At 65.8% G+C, this 15341-nt stretch carries 17 protein-coding genes and 1 tRNA gene; 5 read left to right on the top strand and 13 right to left on the bottom strand.

Translation table 11 applies throughout. The annotated features are described in order from the left end of the window. Positions 1-3 precede the first annotated feature (3 nt). The 10 genes from AC1DYU_RS04290 to AC1DYU_RS04245 all read right to left on the bottom strand — a co-directional run bounded on the left by AC1DYU_RS04290 (position 4) and on the right by AC1DYU_RS04245 (position 10768). Positions 4-2118: a fused MFS/spermidine synthase gene (locus AC1DYU_RS04290; protein ID WP_476790546.1), complete on the bottom strand. Its 2115-nt coding sequence runs from the start codon at positions 2116-2118 to the stop codon at positions 4-6. A gap of 43 nt (positions 2119-2161) precedes the next feature. Then, on the bottom strand, positions 2162-2641 hold the full coding sequence (locus AC1DYU_RS04285; RefSeq protein WP_158482663.1) for a type II toxin-antitoxin system RatA family toxin: 480 nt from the start codon (positions 2639-2641) through the stop codon (positions 2162-2164). A 16-nt stretch (positions 2642-2657) separates the two neighbouring features. Next, the gene (lipA, locus tag AC1DYU_RS04280) at positions 2658-3677 is read right to left on the bottom strand and encodes a lipoyl synthase (protein ID WP_476790545.1); all 1020 of its coding nucleotides are present in this window, start codon (positions 3675-3677) and stop codon (positions 2658-2660) included. Positions 3678-3795: 118 nt separating this feature from the next. After that, complete coding sequence (locus tag AC1DYU_RS04275; protein WP_158482661.1) at positions 3796-4074, bottom strand: GlsB/YeaQ/YmgE family stress response membrane protein; 279 nt, start codon at positions 4072-4074, stop codon at positions 3796-3798. A 66-nt stretch (positions 4075-4140) separates the two neighbouring features. Beyond that, positions 4141-4479, bottom strand: a complete 339-nt coding sequence (locus AC1DYU_RS04270; RefSeq protein WP_476790544.1) for a GlsB/YeaQ/YmgE family stress response membrane protein — start codon at positions 4477-4479, stop codon at positions 4141-4143. A gap of 191 nt (positions 4480-4670) precedes the next feature. Further along, positions 4671-6110 carry a dihydrolipoyl dehydrogenase gene (gene lpdA / locus AC1DYU_RS04265; RefSeq protein ID WP_476790543.1) on the bottom strand — a complete coding sequence of 480 codons (1440 nt, stop codon included), beginning with the start codon at positions 6108-6110 and terminating at the stop codon, positions 4671-4673. Positions 6111-6313: 203 nt separating this feature from the next. After that, on the bottom strand, positions 6314-7672 hold the full coding sequence (locus AC1DYU_RS04260) for a pyruvate dehydrogenase complex dihydrolipoamide acetyltransferase (protein WP_476790542.1): 1359 nt from the start codon (positions 7670-7672) through the stop codon (positions 6314-6316). Between the two features lie 11 nt (positions 7673-7683). Continuing rightward, on the bottom strand, positions 7684-9093 hold the full coding sequence (locus AC1DYU_RS04255; RefSeq protein ID WP_476790541.1) for a pyruvate dehydrogenase complex E1 component subunit beta: 1410 nt from the start codon (positions 9091-9093) through the stop codon (positions 7684-7686). 82 nt (positions 9094-9175) lie between these two features. After that, positions 9176-10276, bottom strand: a complete 1101-nt coding sequence (gene pdhA / locus AC1DYU_RS04250) for a pyruvate dehydrogenase (acetyl-transferring) E1 component subunit alpha (RefSeq protein WP_476790540.1) — start codon at positions 10274-10276, stop codon at positions 9176-9178. A gap of 180 nt (positions 10277-10456) precedes the next feature. Continuing rightward, on the bottom strand, positions 10457-10768 hold the full coding sequence (locus AC1DYU_RS04245) for a septum formation initiator family protein (RefSeq protein WP_158482655.1): 312 nt from the start codon (positions 10766-10768) through the stop codon (positions 10457-10459). A gap of 137 nt (positions 10769-10905) precedes the next feature. On the opposite strand from AC1DYU_RS04245, the gene AC1DYU_RS04240 reads away from it, so the two are divergent. Further along, positions 10906-10980: transfer RNA gene (locus AC1DYU_RS04240), tRNA-Lys, on the top strand. A gap of 52 nt (positions 10981-11032) precedes the next feature. On the opposite strand, the gene AC1DYU_RS04235 is transcribed toward AC1DYU_RS04240, so the two are convergent. Further along, positions 11033-11326, bottom strand: a complete 294-nt coding sequence (locus tag AC1DYU_RS04235) for a hypothetical protein (protein ID WP_158482654.1) — start codon at positions 11324-11326, stop codon at positions 11033-11035. A gap of 201 nt (positions 11327-11527) precedes the next feature. On the opposite strand from AC1DYU_RS04235, the gene AC1DYU_RS04230 reads away from it, so the two are divergent. Together AC1DYU_RS04230 and AC1DYU_RS04225 are read left to right on the top strand one after the other, a co-directional pair. Then, on the top strand, positions 11528-11752 hold the full coding sequence (locus tag AC1DYU_RS04230) for a hypothetical protein (protein ID WP_476790539.1): 225 nt from the start codon (positions 11528-11530) through the stop codon (positions 11750-11752). Continuing rightward, the gene (locus AC1DYU_RS04225) at positions 11749-11916 is read left to right on the top strand and encodes a hypothetical protein (protein ID WP_476790538.1); all 168 of its coding nucleotides are present in this window, start codon (positions 11749-11751) and stop codon (positions 11914-11916) included. Before AC1DYU_RS04230 ends, AC1DYU_RS04225 begins: the two co-directional genes overlap by 4 nt. A gap of 68 nt (positions 11917-11984) precedes the next feature. On the opposite strand, the gene AC1DYU_RS04220 is transcribed toward AC1DYU_RS04225, so the two are convergent. Continuing rightward, positions 11985-12152 (bottom strand): hypothetical protein, encoded by a 168-nt coding sequence (locus tag AC1DYU_RS04220; protein WP_476790537.1) that lies wholly within the window; start codon positions 12150-12152, stop codon positions 11985-11987. Between the two features lie 367 nt (positions 12153-12519). Here AC1DYU_RS04220 and AC1DYU_RS04215 point away from each other — a divergent pair, with 367 nt between their 5' ends. Then, positions 12520-13065, top strand: a complete 546-nt coding sequence (locus AC1DYU_RS04215; protein WP_476790536.1) for a PRC-barrel domain-containing protein — start codon at positions 12520-12522, stop codon at positions 13063-13065. A gap of 105 nt (positions 13066-13170) precedes the next feature. Here AC1DYU_RS04215 and AC1DYU_RS04210 read toward each other — a convergent pair whose 3' ends face one another. Beyond that, positions 13171-14688, bottom strand: coding sequence for an NAD(P)H-hydrate dehydratase (locus AC1DYU_RS04210; protein ID WP_476790535.1), 1518 nt, complete (start codon positions 14686-14688; stop codon positions 13171-13173). Positions 14689-15002: 314 nt separating this feature from the next. On the opposite strand from AC1DYU_RS04210, the gene AC1DYU_RS04205 reads away from it, so the two are divergent. Continuing rightward, positions 15003-15341 (top strand): P-II family nitrogen regulator, encoded by a 339-nt coding sequence (locus tag AC1DYU_RS04205; RefSeq protein ID WP_054207854.1) that lies wholly within the window; start codon positions 15003-15005, stop codon positions 15339-15341.

Raw genomic sequence — 15341 nt, 5'->3', positions numbered from 1 at the left:
ATTTCAGCGCGCGAGCTTGCGCCAGATCGCGCCGATCACGTCGGCATAGTCGTCCCGCCAGGCGCGCGCGCTGCCGGGACCGTCCTGCCGGACCCAGCCCTGCTCGGCAGGCAGGCCGACATCCTCGGCCCGCCGCGCGATCACGGCAACATAGGGTGAGAACTTCATCTGCTCCAGCAGTTCGGGCGTCTGGCGCTGCGGGCGCAGCCAGGTTGTGAGACCCTTCGCATGCCCGGTGGCGGTCACGACCGGACCGAGCTCCATGTTCCGGTTGGAGATGTGGAACAGGACCGCACCGCCCGGCTTCAGCTTGGCGAGATAGAGACCGATCGCCTCCGTGGTCATCAGATGGATCGGGATCGCATCCGATGAGAAGGCATCGACCACGATCAGGTCGAGCGAGCCCGCCGGCGCGTCGGCCAGCGTCAGCCGCGCATCGCCCAGGACGAAACTCGCCTGCGGGGCGCAGGCGCTGAAGAAACCGAAGCGGTTCGGATCGGTGGCCATACGCACGACATGGGGGTCGATCTCATAGAAGGTCCAGGCCTCGCCGGGGCGCATCTGGCATGCGAGCGAGCCTGTTCCGACTCCGATCGCGGCGACCGCACCGAGCGCGCCACCACGCACCTGACGCACCGCGTCGATGCCGTCGGCGATGCCGCCGCCGGTGTAGTAATAGCTCAGCGGCTCCGGTCTGCCGGTCACGACAGTGCCATCGTCGTTGCGCAACCGCTGGGCGCCGTGGATGGTGCTGCCGTGGACGAGGCGACGGAAGCGACCGTCCTCGCCGTCGATGATTCTGTTCACGCCGAAGAAGGAGCGGATCGAGTCGGTGCGCTGCTGCTCCTGGACGATCAGCCCGGCGAAGCTGACGAGCAGAATGCCGGCGATCCCGACCTGCACGAGGCGCGGCAGGCGGATCGCCCTGAAGCGAGGCCGGCAAAGCACGCCGACGATGATCAGCAATGGGTACTCGACGACCGAGTTGAAGATGGCCGGCGCTATCAGTCCGCAGAACAGCCCGCCGAGCACCCCGCCGACGGACATCCAGAGATAGAACTGAGTCAGATTCGCGGCATCGGGGCGGCGGCGCGCGAGTTCGCCATGCGCGACCATCGCCGTGCTGAAGAACATGCCGAGATGTATTGCCAAATCGACGCCCCAGCCCAGCTTCAACTGGAAGACGGTGCGCAGCATGACGGCAGCGACCAGGACGAGTTGCGCATGCAACATCCACCTGTGCCTGAGCAGCGGCTTGCGCTGGAAGACGATGACAAAGGTCAACAGGAAAAGCGCCAGCGGGACGACCCACATCAGCGGCACCGAGGCGACGTCGGTCGAGATATGCGCGGTGACGGCAACGAGCAACCCGGAGGGCACGAAGGCGAGCGCAACCCAGCTCAGCTTCTGGCGCACCGGGACGTCGGTCTGGACGAGCGCGGCCTGCGCGCTGGCCGTGGCGTCGGCGGAGCGCCCGAGGCCCAGCCCCGCGCAGGCGGCGATTCCGGCCAGAAGCAGGCCGAAGCCCCAGGTCCACGCCACGGACTGCGCCGAGAGAGTCAGGAACGGCTCGACCAGGAAGGGATAGGCGATCAGCGCGAGGAAGCTGCCGATATTCGAGGCGGCATAGAGAAAATAGGGATCGCTGGCATGCGCGTGGCCGGTACGGGCGAACCACGCCTGCAGCAGCGGACCATTGGCTGCGACCGCGAAGAACGGCAGGCCGACCGAGGCGGTGAACAGCGTGACCAGCCAGAGGACTTCGCCCTCCTGCGGCGGCCGCTCGAAGCCTGCGGCGATGCCGATCGGCAGGCCGACCAGCAGGACCAGCGCCATCAGCGCGATGTGGATCAGGGCGGCGCGGCGAACGGTGAAACGGCTGACCAGGAGATGCGCATAGCCGTATCCGGCCAGCAGCACGGTCTGGAAGAACACCATCGCGACCGACCAGACGCCCGGAGAGCCGCCGAGCCGCGGCAGTACCATCTTGGCGAACATCGGCTGGATGCCGAAGAGCAGGAAGGCCGACAGGAAGATCGTCCCCGCATAGAGCGGCAAGGTCGTCGCCAGGCGCCGGGCTTCGAGCCGGGTTGCGGCATGTGTGGTCGGCGCGTCCATGCGATATCCCCGGAACAAGCGTGGGGACAGTCGCACGAACTGCTTAAGGCGCGGTGACCGGTGCTGTCGCAGCGCCGCCGCCATAGACGAGGTCGGCGCGGCGCTCGAAGGCTTCGGCGAATTTGCGGAAGGCCTTGTCGAACATCGCCCCCATCAGCAGCCCGAGCATCCGGCTGGCGAATTCATAGGAGATGAAGAAGCCGATCTCGCAGCCGCTCTCATGCGGCTTGAAGGTCCAGCGGTTCTCCAGATAGCGGAACGGTCCGTCGACATACTCGACCAGGATCTTGAGATTGACGGGGTCGAGCGTCACCCGGCTGGTGAAGGTTTCCGAGATCGCCTTGTAGCCGATGCTCATATTGGCCAGCAGGACCTCGCCGCCGCCCTCGCGCGGCGTCCGGCGGCGCACCGTCAGCGCTTCGCAGAGCGGCAGGAATTGCGGGTATTTCTCGACATCGGCGACGAGCGCAAACATCTGCTCGGGGCTGTGCTTCACCCGGCGGGTGTTGTTGAACATCGGCATGGCAGGCGTCGCAGCCTCAGCCGGTCTTGGCGGCGCGGGCCGCGCGCAGGCGGGCGAAATCCTCACCGGCATGGTGCGACGAGCGCGTCAACGGCGTCGAGGACACCATCAGGAAGCCCTTCACATAGGCGATCGCCTCGAAACCCTTGAACTCCTCGGGCGTGACGAAGCGGATCACGGCGTGGTGCTTGCGCGACGGCGCGAGATACTGGCCGATCGTGATGAAATCGACATCGGCCGAGCGCAGATCGTCCATCAACTGCAGAATCTCGTTCCGCTCCTCGCCGAGCCCGACCATGATGCCGGATTTGGTGAAGATCGTCGGGTCGAGCTCCTTGACCCGCTGCAGCAGCCGCAGCGAATGGAAATAGCGGGCGCCCGGACGCACTGTCAGATACTTGCCCGGCACCGTTTCGAGATTGTGGTTGAACACGTCGGGCTTCGCCGCGACCACGACTTCCAGCGCGCCGGGCTTGCGCAGGAAGTCGGGCGTCAGGATCTCGATCGTGGTGGCAGGCGAGGCTTTGCGGATCGCGCGGATCACCTGGGCGAAATGCTCGGCGCCGCCATCCTTGAGGTCGTCACGATCGACCGAGGTGATCACGACATGCTCGAGGCCGAGCTTGGCGACGGCCTGGGCGACCTTGGCCGGCTCCAGCACATCCAACGGCTGCGGCACGCCGGTCTTGACGTTGCAGAAGGCGCAGGCCCGCGTGCAGGTGTCGCCCATGATCATGAAGGTGGCGTGCTTCTTCTCCCAGCACTCGCCGATATTGGGGCAGCCGGCCTCCTCGCAGACCGTAACGAGCTTGTTTTCCTTGACGATCTTCTGGGTCTCGGCCCATTTCGGCGAACCCGGCGCCTTGACGCGGATCCAGTCCGGCTTGCGCAGGATCGGGTTTTCCGGCCGCTTCTGCTTCTCGGGATGGCGCAGAGGTTCCGGCACTCCGCCAGAAGCAGCATTTGGCGCATCCGCCTTCGGATTGCCGACATTCGGTCGCGGATCGCGATTGAGCAGGTCGAGGACGAGGGCCATCGGGACATAATCCATCGCGGCGGCCCTCTGGCCGCCGCCCGTCCTCTAGCTAATCGCCCCGGCGCTGCAGGGCAACCTCATCAAGTCCCGTCTCACGCCGCCCGGACATGCGGATGCATCAATTGCGGCCGCGTGCCGCGTTCCAGATCACGATCACGATGACCGCGCCCGCGATCGCAGCCGCAAGCGTGCGCCAGAAGCCGAAGATCTGGATGTCCATCAGTTCGGCGACGCGGCTGCCCAGGAAGGAGCCGGCGACGCCGACCAGCATATTGGTGAAGAGCCCGTGATCGGACGAGGTCAGGCGCTCGGCGATCCAGCCGGCGAGCATGCCGATCAGGATGGTCGCGAAGAAGCCATAGCCCGGCTGGGCCATCGTGGCGGCGAAGTTTTCCATTGGTAGTCCCCCAAAGTCTGCACGCATGCGCGCCCATGAAACGGACAGAACTTCGCCTAAGTTCCCTCAGGCGATGAAGCGCGCCAGCAGCACGACGAGAATGGCGCCGATGACCGCCATCGCCGCCTCGTCGAGCAAAGCATGGCCGGTGCGGACGCGCCAGCCGGTCAGTCTGACCAGCCCCTGCCCCACCAGCATGCCGAGCACGCCGACGACGGCATGGCGCAACAGCCCACCGCCGCCCACGACCAGGCTCGCAACGAAGCCCGTGGCGACGCCGAGCGCGACCGTCGGCGCGATCACGCGCCAGTCGAGCACCAGGCCACGGCCGGGCGGCAGGACCTCGACCCTGTCGTCGGGGACGATGCGGTCGGGGTCGGGAGGCTTGCGGGTGCGATGAGGCATCACCCAACTGTGGGAGCAAGTTGGCGAGAAATCCAGCGTCGCCCGAGCATTTTCGCGCAGGAACCACAGCGTCATCCCGGACGCAGCGAAGCGGAACTCCGGGATCCATCGGAGGGCACTGCGCTCTACGATGGATCCCGGGTCAAGCCCGGGATGACGAGGTGTTTCCGAACCAGGATTTCAATGCGACGTCAGGCGTTCAGCACCTTGCCATAGGCGTCCAGCACGCTTTCCTTCATCGTTTCCGACAGGGTCGGATGCGGGAAGATCGTGTGCATCAGCTCTTCCTCGGTGGTCTCGAGGTTCATCGCCACGACGAAGCCCTGGATCAGCTCGGTCACTTCCGCGCCGACCATGTGGGCGCCGAGCAGCTTGCCGGTCTTGGCGTCGAAGATCGTCTTGACCAGCCCTGAATCCTCGCCGAGCGCCACGGCCTTGCCATTGGCGACGAAGGGGAAACGGCCGACCTTGAGTTCGTGGCCCGCTGCCTTGGCCTTGGCCTCGGTCAGGCCGACGCTGGCGATCTGCGGGTGGCAATAGGTGCAGCCCGGGACCATCGTCTTGTCCATCGGATGCGGATGCAGGCCCTTGATCGCCTCGACGCAGATTACGCCCTCATGCTCGGCCTTGTGGGCGAGCATCGGCGGCCCTGCCACATCGCCGATGGCGTAGATGCCCTTGACGTTGGTCTTGCAGAAGCCGTCGATCGCGATGAAGCCGCGATCTGTCTTCACGCCCAGCACCTCCAGCCCAATATTCTCGACATTGGCGACGACGCCGACGGCCGAGATCATCCGGTCGGCGGTAATCGTCTGCTTTCCGCCCTTCTCGTCCTCGATATGGGCGGTGATCGAATCCGCTGATTTTTCGACCTTGGTGACCTTCGCGCCGGTCAGGATCTTCATGCCCTGCTTCTCGAAGGCCTTGCGCGCGAAGGCGCCGATCTCGGCATCCTCGACCGGAACGACCTGCGACATCACCTCGACGACCGTCACCTCGACGCCCATCGTGCGATAGAACGAGGCGAACTCGATGCCAATGGCGCCCGAGCCCATCACCAGCAGCGACTTCGGCATCTTCGGCGGTGTCATCGCCTCGAAATAGGTCCAGATCAGCTTGCCGTCCGGCTCCAGCCCCGGCAGCGCGCGCGGACGGGCGCCGGTGGCGACGATGATGTGGTCGGCAGTGTAACTGCCCTCGCCCTTGGCATTCTTCGGCGGCGGCACCTGCGGCTGCATCGCCGGCTTTTTGGTCGGGGCGACCTTGATCGTGCCGGGCTTGGTCAGCGTTGCCTCGCCCCAGATCACGTCGACCTTGTTCTTCTTCATCAGGAACTGGACGCCGTTGTTCATCCGCGCCGCGATGCCGCGCGAACGCGCCACGATCGCCGCCAGGTCCGCCTTGAACGAACCTTCCAGCACAAGCCCATAGTCCTTGGCGTGCTGGCCGTAGTGCAGGATCTCGGCCGAGCGCAGCAGCGCCTTGGTAGGGATGCAGCCCCAGTTCGAGCAGATGCCGGCGAGATGCTCGCGCTCGACGATCGCCGTCTTAAAGCCAAGCTGGGCGGCGCGAATGGCGGCAACATAGCCGCCGGGGCCGGAGCCGATGATGATGATGTCGTAGTCAGCCATGGTGCTGCTCAACCTGTTGGTTCGCCCGGCTTTCCGCCTTGGCAGTTCGGACAACGTCGAATGTGGGCATCGCAGCTATTGGCGCCATACTCGGCGGCGCAATCAGTGCATTTGAGAACCCAAACAGAGGCAAATCGGTGTGTCGTTGAGCGGATGCCCAACTTCCTCACCAAATGCTGTCCGTTTGGATTATCGCCCATACGTCAAACCAGCATCGCCAGCGGCTTCTCGATATAGCCCTTGAAGGCCTGCATCAGTTGCGCGCCCAGCGCTCCGTCGACGGCGCGGTGATCGGCCGAGAGCGTCACCGACATCACGGTGGCGATGGCGAGCGCGCCGTTCTTGACGACGGCGCGCTGCTCTCCGGCGCCGACCGCGATGATCGTCGCATGCGGCGGGTTGATGATCGCGGTGAAGTCCTTGGTGCCGAACATGCCGAGATTGGAGACCGACGAGGTGCCGCCCTGATACTCCTCGGGCTTGAGCTTGCGGTTCTTGGCGCGGTTGGCCAGATCCTTCATCTCGTTGGAGATCTGGCTCAGGCTCTTGTGGCAGGCGTCGCGGATCACCGGTGTGATCAGGCCGTTGGGAATCGCGACCGCGACGCCGACATCGGCATGCTTGTGCTTGAGCAAAGCGGTTTCGGTGAAGCTGACATTGGCGTCGGGCACGGCGCGCAGGGCCAGCGCCAGCGCCTTGATCACCATGTCGTTGACCGAGAGCTTGTAGCCCGGCTTGCCGTCCTTCTGCGGCGCGGCGTCGTTGAGCTCGCCGCGCAGCTTCAGCAGCGCATCGAGCTCGCAATCGACCGTCAGGTAGAAATGCGGGATCGTCTGCTTCGACTCCGTCAGGCGGCGCGCGATCGTCTTGCGCATGCCGTCATGCGGAATTTCCTCATAGGAATCCGGCGCAAACAGCTTCCTGACAGCATCGTCCGACAGGCCCGACGCGAGCGGAGCGGCGGCGGGCTTGGACGCAGCCGCGGGGCCGGATGCAGCCGTCGCAGGCGCAGCCTTGGCGCCGCCGCCGGTCTTGGCGGTCTCGATGTCCTTCTCGACGATGCGACCATGCGGACCCGAACCCTGGACCTTCGACAGGTCGAGCCCTGCCTCCTTGGCGAGGCGACGGGCCAGCGGCGAGGCGAAGGGGCGGTCGCCGGAGACGCTCTTGCCGGCGGTGTTGAGGCCGGCCACGGCGGTCATCGCCGGCTGCCGCGTCTCGACCTCGGCCTTCGCCGGCACTTCGGACTTTGCCGCGTCGGCCTTGGGCGCTTCAGCCTTGGGAGCTTCGGCCTTGGCCGGCGCAGCCTTGGCGTCCTCGCCCTCGGCGGCGATCACGCCGATGATCTCGTTGACCGCAACATCCGCCGTGCCTTCCGGCACCACGATCCGGGCCAGGATGCCCTCATCGACCGCCTCGACCTCCATGGTCGCCTTGTCGGTCTCGATCTCGGCGATGATGTCGCCCGACTTGATCGTGTCGCCTTCCTTCTTCAGCCATTTGGCGAGATTGCCCTTCTCCATGGTGGGAGAGAGCGCGGGCATCAGGATGTTGGTTGGCATCGGTCAGCCTCTCAGCGGTAGCAGACGGCCTTGGCCGCCGCGACGACCTCGCCGATGTTCGGAAGGGCGAGCTTCTCGAGATTCGCCGCGTAGGGCATCGGCACGTCCTTGCCGGTGACGCGGATGACCGGCGCGTCGAGATAGTCGAACGCCGCTTCCATGATCTTCATGCCGATCTCGGCGGTGACGCCGGACTGCGGGAAGCCTTCCTCGACGGCGACGCAGCGATTGGTCTTCTGCACCGATGCAATGACCGTCTCGATATCCATCGGCCGGATCGTCCTGAGGTCGATGACCTCGGCCTCGATGCCGTCCTTGGCCAGCGCCTCGGCGGCGCCCAGCGCATAGGTCATGCCGATGCCGAAGGAGACGATGGTGACGTCGCTGCCCGACCGCACGACCTTGGCCTTGCCGATCGGGATCAGGAAGTCGTCGCCCTTGGGCACCTCGAAGGTGCGGCCGTAGAGGATCTCGTTCTCGAGGAAGATGATCGGGTTGGGGTCGCGGATCGCGCTCTTGAGCAGACCCTTGGCGTCCGAGGCGCTGTAGGGCACCACCACCTTGAGGCCTGGCACGTTCGAGTACCAGGCGCTGTAGTCGTGGCTGTGCTGGGCGCCGACGCGGGCGGCCGCGCCATTGGGGCCACGGAACACGATCGGGCAGCCCATCTGGCCACCGGACATGTAGAGCGTCTTGGCGGCGGAGTTGATGATGTGGTCGATCGCCTGCATGGCGAAGTTGAAGGTCATGAATTCGACGATGGGCTTCAGGCCCGTCAGCGCCGCGCCGACGCCGATGCCGGCAAAGCCATGCTCGGTGATCGGCGTGTCGATGACACGCTTGGCGCCGAACTCCTGCAGCAGCCCCTGCGTGACCTTGTAGGCGCCCTGATATTCGGCGACCTCCTCGCCCATGACGAAGACGTCGCCGTCGCGGCGCATCTCCTCGGCCATGGCGTCACGAAGCGCCTCGCGCACCGTCATGGTGACGATCTCGGCGCCGGCAGGGAATTCAGCCGAAGAATCGTAGGATCTCGCCTGGGCCGGCACGGTCGCCGGCGCCGAGACGGCGGGTGCGTCCGCGACGGGAGCAGCCTTCGCTTCGGGCTCGGCCGGTTTCGCCTCGGACTCGGCTGCCTTGGCGGCGGGCTTGGGCGCAGAAGCCGCGCTGGCATCCTCGCCCTCGGCCGTGATCACGCCGATCGGCGTGTTGACGGCGACGTTCTCGGTGCCGTCCGCGACCAGGATCTTGGCGAGGATGCCCTCGTCGACCGCCTCGACCTCCATCGTGGCCTTGTCGGTCTCGATTTCGGCGAGGATGTCACCGGCCTTGACGCTGTCGCCCTCGGCTTTCAGCCATTTGGCGAGCTTGCCCTGTTCCATGGTGGGCGAAAGGGCAGGCATGAGAATGTCGATCGGCATGAACGCACCCGGATTTCGCGAAAAGACGCGGGAATTATGGGAATGGCCCGGCGGGACCTTGAGACAATCGCGGCGGGGCGCTTCAGGCCCGCGCCTTCTCCAGCGTGATGTCGGTCCACAGCTCCGACGGATCGGGCTCGGGATCATGCGTCGCGAACTCGGCCGCGTCGTTGACGATCTCGCGGATCTTCGCGTCGATCGCCTTGAGCTCGTCCTCGCCAATCTTGAAGTCGCGGGTCAAACGGCCCCTCACCTGCTCGATCGGATCGTGCTCCTCGCGCATGCGCTGGACCTCGTCCTTGGAGCGGTACTTCGCCGGATCGGACATCGAGTGGCCGCGATAGCGATAGGTCTGCATCTCCAGGATGTAGGGGCCCTTGCCGGTGCGGGCGTGCTCGATGGCGCGGTTGGCGGCGTCACGCACGGCGCGGACATCCATGCCGTCGACCTGCTCGCCGGGAATACCGAAGGACAGGCCACGGCGGGAGAAGTCGGTCTGGGCCGAGGCGCGGTTGACCGAGGTGCCCATGGCGTAGCGGTTGTTCTCGATCACGAACACGACCGGCAGCTTCCAGAGCTGGGCCATGTTGAAGCTCTCATAGACCTGGCCCTGATTGGCGGCGCCGTCGCCGAAATAGGCCATAGAGACCCGGCCATCCTCGCGATACCAGTTCGCGAAGCCGAGGCCCGTACCAAGCGAGACCTGCGCGCCGACGATGCCGTGGCCGCCATAGAAGTTCTTCTCGCGGGAGAACATGTGCATGGAGCCGCCCTTGCCGCGGGAATAGCCACCCTGCCGGCCGGTCAGCTCCGCCATCACGCCGCGCGATTCCATGCCGCAGGCCAGCATATGGCCGTGGTCGCGATAGCCGGTGATGACCTGGTCGCCATCCTTGGAGGCCATCTGCATGCCGACGACGACCGCTTCCTGGCCGATATAGAGATGGCAGAAGCCGCCGATCAAGCCCATGCCGTACATCTGGCCGGCCTTCTCCTCGAAGCGGCGGATCAGCAGCATCGCGCGATAGGCTTTGAGCTCCTCGTCCTTGCTGAAGACCGGAACGTTGCTGGGCGCGGGCCCCGCCGCCTTCTCGCTTCCCGGCTTGGCGGAACGCGTCTTGGCCGGCTTCGCAGCGGCCTTGGCTTGGGCGGGAGCTTTCGTCTTGCGCGCGGCAACGGCCATCGGCGGTCCTCCAAGGATCATTCGATCTTGGTTGTAGAGGATCGGAAAACCCTTGGCGAGGCGGCTATCTCGCATTGCACCATAAGCTAAATCACTGAAATCGCGTATATTTCAGAAAATAACTCGATTCCAGTTAATCGATACAGCCGTGACTATTTGCCGGTATCCTGGATCGCGCCGTCAGCGCCCCATCAGAATGACGTCATTGCGATGGACCCGGCCGAGACTGTCGCGGGCGCGCTCCTCGAGCACGTCGCGATCGACGGCCTCGTCGCGGACGAGCGAAAGCCGCTGCTCCCAGAGCTTGCGCTCGGCGGTCAGGCCGGCAAGCTCGGTCTCCATTTCGCGCAGCGAGCCCTGCAGGGTGTCGCGCGCCTCGAGGCCGCGCGCGCCGTGCTGGGCGTGGAACATGAAATAGGCCACGGCCGCGCCCGACACGAGGTAGAGCGCGAGTGTGATGAAAACGGATCTGACGCCACGGCGGATGACCATGACGCCACGCTATGTCGGGTTGGTTTATCCGCGGTTAACGATCGGTGGCGACGGCGCCATCCGAAAGCTTTCCCCGGCGCGTCGGCCCGCGGCGGTTGACCCGCGCCCGGCGCCTCCTTATGTCAGCGCCCCAGTGAGGGCGGGTAGCTCAGTGGTAGAGCACGTGACTTTTAATCATGTGGTCGAGGGTTCGATCCCCTCCCCGCTCACCACGCGCCCTCGGCAGACGCCTGTCACGATCCGTATTCCCGTCGACCGGCTTCGTCAGCCGAGCCGGCGCACCGGAGGCCGTGTTGCCGGCGCCTGCCCCGCGCCAGGCGTAAAACGCTTGTAGACCCGATAGCCGGCTTCGCCGAGACCTAGCGCCGGCCAGCCCGGATCGGCATAGGCCCGCAATTCATCGCAGCGGTGGCGGGCCTGTTCCTGCGCGGACGTCGCATCGGCGCACATCGAGACCTGGGAACGCTGCCAGAATGCTGCCGCCGGGGACGGTGCCGCGATGGCGGGCCAGGCCAGCGCCAACATGGACAGGGCTTTGGTGACGAAGGGTTTTGTCATGACATCGCCTTCTGGCATCGGCTTCGCTGGCGAAGCCGCCCCTCTTCTGTCGGGCCCGCTTCGTCAGCGAATCACGCAGCGAAAACTTGAGGAAGCCTTAAGCGGGCATGGCCGGGACAGCGTCGGGCCGGGACGCGGAACCGAACGGCGCGCCAAAGGTATTGCTTTGATCGGGAGCGCAACGATTTGGGAGAATGATCGATGCGGGCAAGGATGGAGCACGCGGCGCATTCCGGCGAAGAGGACCGGGCCCGCTTCAGGATCGAGACGATCGAGGACTACGAACTGGCGACGCAGCGGATCGCTGCCCTCGATGCTACGACACGTGGCGAGGACGAGGAACGCGAGCGCGATGCCTTGATCGAGGCGGTCCAGCAATGGGACCGCAAGCATGACGACGCGACACGCTGGAAGGACCGACCGTGAAAGAGCCCATCGTCATCCATACCGAGGAAGACTACGAGCGCGCCCAGCAGCGCGTCGAGGAGTTGAACGCAGCCCCGGACAGCGGCGATAAGGAGCGTGAACTTCAGGCCCTTGCCGACGCCATGCTGGCTTTCGAACTCAGGCGCGACGAGGCTCAGGACTGACGGTAAACACCTGTTCGCTCGGAATGGCGGATGTCTTCCCGGCAGGCCGAGGCAGGGCCGCTGGCCGTTCACGCATCGTTGCTGGCGTTGAGTTCGTGCGGCCGCATGCCTTCATCGACCTCCGCTGGGCCAGATCCCGGCTGAGCCGCGGCCCAGGCCGCCACGATTTTCAACAGCGCCTGTTCGCGCGTCAGCGCCGGTCGTGAATCGCGGATCGAGCGGTCGAGGGCCGCCAACTCCGCCTCTCCCAAAACGATCGTCACCGCGTTTGCGGGCATCGGGGTCTCCATCGGGGCTCTCCTGAACGGGCGCAACGCTGCCCTGCGCGCCCAGATCCAGGATGAATTCTTCCTTGGAATGGAACGCTGGCGATCTCGATGCGTTCCGTTGCTGCAAGGCGACGGTGTGCATGTTGCCATACCGATCGACGCTGGGCACCCCAGCGCTGGCCAAATGCCGGCGGCGTGATGTCTTTGACGAAACGCCGCGACTACTGCCTGCTGCCAGATGAATGATATTTTGTCGATGACGATCGTGAACAAAACATCGTCATCGGCGTTTCCTACCCAAGCCGCTGCCAAGCGGATACTTCAGGAGGACATCATGTTCAAACGTCATATTGCAGCGACGTCGCTCGGTTTCGCCCTGCTGACCGCGACGGCCATCGCCCAGACCAGCGCGCCATCGCCGAGCGCACCGGCCGCCACGCCAGTTCCGGCGACTGAGACCACCAAGGTTCCCGCCAACAATCTGGCCGGCCAGGGCAAGTGGCGCGCGACCAAGCTGATCGGCGTCGACATCTATGGTCCTGACGACAAGAAGGTCGGCGACGTCACCGAGGTTCTGTTCGACAAGACCGGCAAGATCGAGATGGTGACGGTCGGCGTCGGCGGCTTCCTCGGCATGGGCTCGAAGGATGTCGCGATCCCGTTCGAGCAGGTGAACTGGAGCGACAAGCCGCTGGTCACGGCGGCACCGGCTCCGGCTCCCTCGGGGGGCGGCAGCAGCACGGGCAGTGGATCGATGGCGACGGCTCCGGCCGCCGCTCCGGCTCCGAAGGCTCCGGCGATGTATCCGGATCACGGCAAGATCACCATGACCAAGGAGCAGCTCACCACCGCTCCGGCCGTGAGCTACTCCGGCAGCTGACCGGCCAGGGTTTTGTGACCCGACCTCTGTGAGTTGAGTCCGCACGTTGCGTCGCGGCCCGCCTTCTTCGGAAGGCGGGCCGTTTTTTCGTGCGAGCGCGTGGCGCTAGCTGCCCGCGACCTCGCCCAGCAACCGCATGACTGCCTCCGGCAGATCATCTGCGATCAGCCCGATGCCAGCCTCTTCTCCCGCTCGCCCGTGCAGCCAGACAGCGGCGCAGGCCGCCTCAAACGCCGGCATGCCCTGCGCCAGCAGGCCTGCGATGAGCCCGCCGAGCACGTCCCCCGAGCCCGCCGTCGCCAAAGTCGGCGAGCCGGTCGTGTTGATGGCAGCGCGGCCGTCGGGAGAAGCAATCACCGTATCGGGACCCTTGAGGACGACGACAGCGGCTGCATGAACTGCCGCACGGCGCGCCCGTTCGAGCTTGGAGGGCGTCTGCGCAATCTCTGGTACGGCGCTGAAAAGGCGCTCGAATTCGCCCTCATGCGGCGTCAGCACGCAGGCGCCGCCGCGCCGCGCTACGAGTCGCTTCAGGCTTCCAATGCGTGGCGCCAGCAAGCTCAGCGCATCCGCGTCGAGCACGGCTGGAACGCCGGCGCGCAGGACCGCCATAACGGCCTCCCTCGCACGCGCATCCAGCCCCAGCGCCGGGCCGATCAGAACGGCCGACAGCCGCGGCTCCGCCAGCAGGCGGCCGAGCGCTTCGCTGTCGGCGACCGCCCGCTGCATCAGCGCATCGGGACCGCGCGCGGCATGGGCGGCGAGAGCCTCCGGCCGGCAGCCGATCGTGGCCAGGCCCGCTCCGACCCGCAGCGCCGCGCGCGCCCCGAGCCGAGGGGCGCCGACGCCAGCCAATCCGCCGGCCACGACGAGCACGGCACCGCGCCGGTATTTGTGGGTTTCCACGGCATGGGACGGCCAGTCCTCGCGCCAGAGCGCCGGGGCGTTGCGGAAGGTCGTGGCTGGGCTGTCGGCGGTGAAGACCAGTTCGGGCGCGATGCCGATATCGGCGAGCGTGACTGTGCCGCAGAGCGCGCGGCCGGGCTGGAGCAGATGGCCCGGCTTCAGGCGGAAGAAGGTCACGGTCTGGGCCGCACGGACCACCTCCCCCTGGCTCGCGCCCGTATCGCCGGAGAGGCCGCTGGGGACATCGACCGCCACCACGGACCGGCCCGACGCATTGACCGCAGCGACCAGCGTCGCGACCTCACCCTCCAGAGGCCGACTCAACCCGGCGCCGAACAGCGCATCGACGATGAGGTCGTATCGATCCGGCTGCAGGCCGGCGATCGACTCGATCGCCCCCTTCCAGCGCTGCGCCATTGCCGCGGCATCGCCAGCCAGGCGCGAGCGCTCGCAACTGAGGGCCAGCGTCACGCGCAGGCCACGATCCGCCAGAAGTCGCGCGGCAACGAAGCCATCGCCGCCATTGTTGCCGGGGCCACACAGCACGAGCACGTTTGCGCCTGGCCTGGCTCGTCTGATGACGGCGTCCGCGACGGCCTGCCCCGCCTTCTCCATGAGCAGAACGCCCTGCGTGCCAGCGGTAATCGCGGCCTGATCGGCCAGCGCCATCCCGGCGACGTCGAGCAAGGCAAGTTCGGTGAGATCCGGTCGGTTCATCGCGGTATCATCGGAGAGCGGCCGAACCGGGGCAAGCATGATCGACTTCGATGTATATGATTATGAATTAGGCATTTGATTATTTTATAATCTGTTTTTTGCCCTATCATCTAGCCACCAGAACGGTACTGCCGCATGGCGGGGGGAATGCGCCGATGCTATGAGCAGTTCCAAGGATGTTTTTTGCCGTCCCCGCGAGATCGGGCCGGGCCATCGCGGCCCGGGCCGGGCAGATCGCAGCCGGGGCGGCGGATCGAAGGTTCCGGGCGGTTTTTTCGGAATCGGGTTGGCACGCAAGGGAGGCCGGTCGGCGCATGAAGAAGATCGAAGCGATCATCAAGCCGTTCAAGCTGGACGAGGTGAAGGAGGCGCTTCAGGAGGTCGGCCTGCAGGGCATCACCGTTCTGGAGGCCAAGGGCTTCGGGCGGCAGAAGGGCCACACCGAACTCTATCGCGGCGCCGAATACGTCGTCGACTTCCTGCCGAAGGTGAAGATCGAGATCGTGCTCGCCGACGAGATGGTCGAAGGCGCCATCGAGGCGATCATGAAGGCGGCCCAGACCGGGCGCATCGGCGATGGCAAGATTTTTGTATCGACGGTGGAGGGGGCGATCCGCATCCGTACCGGCGAGACCGGCGCGGACGCGATCTGA

The sequence above is a fragment of the Allobosea sp. P2_B12 genome (assembly GCF_056404835.1).
Note: the sequence above shows the minus strand (reverse complement) of the source record. Positions and strands in the feature narration are given on the sequence as shown.

What these genes read in the sequence shown, in the direction of transcription:
- AC1DYU_RS04290 (WP_476790546.1), bottom strand. Translation starts at nt 2,118, where the DNA reads ATGGACGCGCCGACCACACATGCCGCAACCCGGCTCGAAGCCCGGCGC.
- AC1DYU_RS04285 (WP_158482663.1), bottom strand. Translation starts at nt 2,641, where the DNA reads ATGCCGATGTTCAACAACACCCGCCGGGTGAAGCACAGCCCCGAGCAG.
- lipA (WP_476790545.1), bottom strand. Translation starts at nt 3,677, where the DNA reads ATGGCCCTCGTCCTCGACCTGCTCAATCGCGATCCGCGACCGAATGTC.
- AC1DYU_RS04275 (WP_158482661.1), bottom strand. Translation starts at nt 4,074, where the DNA reads ATGGAAAACTTCGCCGCCACGATGGCCCAGCCGGGCTATGGCTTCTTC.
- AC1DYU_RS04270 (WP_476790544.1), bottom strand. Translation starts at nt 4,479, where the DNA reads ATGCCTCATCGCACCCGCAAGCCTCCCGACCCCGACCGCATCGTCCCC.
- lpdA (WP_476790543.1), bottom strand. Translation starts at nt 6,110, where the DNA reads ATGGCTGACTACGACATCATCATCATCGGCTCCGGCCCCGGCGGCTAT.
- AC1DYU_RS04260 (WP_476790542.1), bottom strand. Translation starts at nt 7,672, where the DNA reads ATGCCAACCAACATCCTGATGCCCGCGCTCTCTCCCACCATGGAGAAG.
- AC1DYU_RS04255 (WP_476790541.1), bottom strand. Translation starts at nt 9,093, where the DNA reads ATGCCGATCGACATTCTCATGCCTGCCCTTTCGCCCACCATGGAACAG.
- pdhA (WP_476790540.1), bottom strand. Translation starts at nt 10,276, where the DNA reads ATGGCCGTTGCCGCGCGCAAGACGAAAGCTCCCGCCCAAGCCAAGGCC.
- AC1DYU_RS04245 (WP_158482655.1), bottom strand. Translation starts at nt 10,768, where the DNA reads ATGGTCATCCGCCGTGGCGTCAGATCCGTTTTCATCACACTCGCGCTC.
- AC1DYU_RS04235 (WP_158482654.1), bottom strand. Translation starts at nt 11,326, where the DNA reads ATGACAAAACCCTTCGTCACCAAAGCCCTGTCCATGTTGGCGCTGGCC.
- AC1DYU_RS04230 (WP_476790539.1), top strand. Translation starts at nt 11,528, where the DNA reads ATGCGGGCAAGGATGGAGCACGCGGCGCATTCCGGCGAAGAGGACCGG.
- AC1DYU_RS04215 (WP_476790536.1), top strand. Translation starts at nt 12,520, where the DNA reads ATGTTCAAACGTCATATTGCAGCGACGTCGCTCGGTTTCGCCCTGCTG.
- AC1DYU_RS04210 (WP_476790535.1), bottom strand. Translation starts at nt 14,688, where the DNA reads ATGAACCGACCGGATCTCACCGAACTTGCCTTGCTCGACGTCGCCGGG.
- AC1DYU_RS04205 (WP_054207854.1), top strand. Translation starts at nt 15,003, where the DNA reads ATGAAGAAGATCGAAGCGATCATCAAGCCGTTCAAGCTGGACGAGGTG.